Below are 2,275 nucleotides of genomic sequence, written 5' to 3' on the forward strand. Positions count from 1 at the left end.
GAGGTATCACCCTGTGGTCACACCACGAATAGCAGCTTGCAAAGCACCCTTTTGTCGGTCCCCGCGGTTGTCGGTCCACGGGAAGGGCACTTCGGCCGCCGACAGTGTGGATCTGTCATCGGCCTCGCGTGAGAGAGATGTGAGGTGAAGGAAAAAGAGAGCTGGTAGACATTAACTGTTGACTTCTATCATAGCAACCGCTTGAATGGCTTGAACGTTCGTTTTCGTCATTCCGGCTTTAGGCCGGAATCCAGAAGAAGCGTGGGACAAGAGGCAACTGGGTTCCGGCCTGCGGCCGGCGACGGGACCCCAGAATTATTCTCCTTTACAGTACTTTTTATTCCTCCTCAAAAGTAATATGTCTCCGGTGTGGTTTTAAGTGGCCCGTTGGGGTAATATGGTGGCGGGCCAATTACGTTGAGCGAGGGTTCTTTATGGGAACAGCAGGTATCAGCATGTCGCCGCGGGAGGTATTGAGGAAATATTTCGGATACGCGTCGTTCCGCACCCACCAGGAGAAGATCATCGACCATCTTGTCGCCGGGGGGGATGCCTTCGTGCTCATGCCCACGGGCAGCGGGAAATCGCTGTGTTACCAGATCCCGGCACTGATCCGGCGGGGCGTGTGTGTCGTCGTCTCCCCTCTTATCGCCCTCATGCAGGACCAGGTGGACGCGGTGCGGGAACTGGGCATCAAGGCCGGTTTCCTCAATTCCACCCTCGATGCACGCAAGGCACGTTCCATCGAAAAGAGTGCCGTGGAAGGCGGTATCGATCTTCTCTACGTGGCACCCGAGAGGCTCGTCACCGATGGCTTCATTGCCCTTCTTGACAGGATGGAGATAGCCCTCTTCGCGATAGACGAGGCGCACTGCGTCTCCCAGTGGGGACACGATTTCCGGCCGGAATACCTGGAGCTCGGCATCCTGGCGGGAAAATTCCCCGGTGTCCCGCGGGTGGCGCTCACCGCGACGGCCGACGAGACCACGAGACGGGAGATCATCGACAAACTGCGCCTGGCCGGTGCGAGACACTTCATCACGAGCTTCGACAGGCCCAACATACGGTACAGGGTGGAGATCAAGGAAAGGGAAAAGGACCAGCTTCTCGACTTCATCAGATCAGAGCACCCCGGGCAGTCGGGCATCGTTTATTGCATGACAAGGAAGAAGACGGAAGAGATCGCGCGATTCCTTCGGGAGAAAGGGTTACCCGCCCTGCCCTATCACGCGGGCCTCGATCGCGAGGTGAGACTGCGGCACCAGCGGGAATTCCTCGACGGTGAGGATACCATCATGGTGGCAACGATAGCCTTTGGCATGGGCATAAACAAACCCGACATACGCTTTGTCGCCCACCTCAATCTTCCTCGGACCCTGGAAGGCTATTACCAGGAAACAGGGCGCGCGGGGCGCGACGGGGAACCGGCGGACGCGTGGATGGTCTACAGCCTGGCCGACGTCGTCATGCTCCGGCAGATGCTCGACACCTCACCGGGAGACGAAGACTTCAAGGCGATCCAGTACCGCAAGATGGAAGCGATGCTCGGCTACTCCGAGACCGCGCGCTGCCGCCGGCAGGTACTCCTCGGGTACTTCGGAGAGGCCCTTGCGGACCCCTGCGGCAACTGCGACACATGCCTCGGCAACGCGGAGGTCATGGACGGCACCGTGTTCGCGCAGAAGGCACTCTCGTGTGCCTACAGGACAGGTCAGATGTTCGGGGTCAACCATCTCGTCGACGTGCTTCTCGGAAAGGACACCGCACGCATCCGGGCCTTCGGCCACGACAGAGTGTCCACATTCGGCATAGGCAGGGAGCTGTCGGCATATGAATGGAGGTCCGTGTACAGGCAGCTTGTCGCCGCGGGGCTCATGAAGGTGGACATGGAAAAGAAGGGGGGGCTGCGCCTGTCGGGCAGGTGCCACCCCGTACTGAGAGGAGACGAGGTGTTCGAACTCCGCAGGGATCCCTCCCCTTCCGCAAGGAAGACGGGAAAAAAGAACCTCAAAAAGGAAGGAACAAAGACCGCGAAGGTCGACACGGAGAGCTTCGCCTTTGACCCTGACCTCTGGGAACGTCTTCGCTCACTGCGAGGAGAGCTCGCCAGAGCGTCCTCGCTCCCCGCGTACACCGTATTCCACGACAGCACCCTCAGGGAAATGGCGACACGCCTGCCGCAAACACTGGAGGAAATGCTCACCATCTCCGGCATCGGCCAGGCAAAACTGGAAAAGTACGGGGAGATCTTCCTCGAAGAAATAAGGAAACATAA

Annotated in this window: 1 protein-coding gene; it reads left to right on the forward strand. The window is 58.9% G+C overall.

Annotated elements, in window-relative coordinates:
* Positions 1 to 434 precede the first annotated feature (434 nt).
* Positions 435 to 2,275: DNA helicase RecQ (gene recQ / locus GXX82_11125; protein NLT23588.1), on the forward strand; the 1,841-nt coding region annotated here is incomplete at its 3' end.

Origin of the sequence: Syntrophorhabdus sp., assembly GCA_012719415.1 — a bacterium.
Classification (GTDB): domain Bacteria; phylum Desulfobacterota; class Syntrophorhabdia; order Syntrophorhabdales; family Syntrophorhabdaceae; genus Delta-02.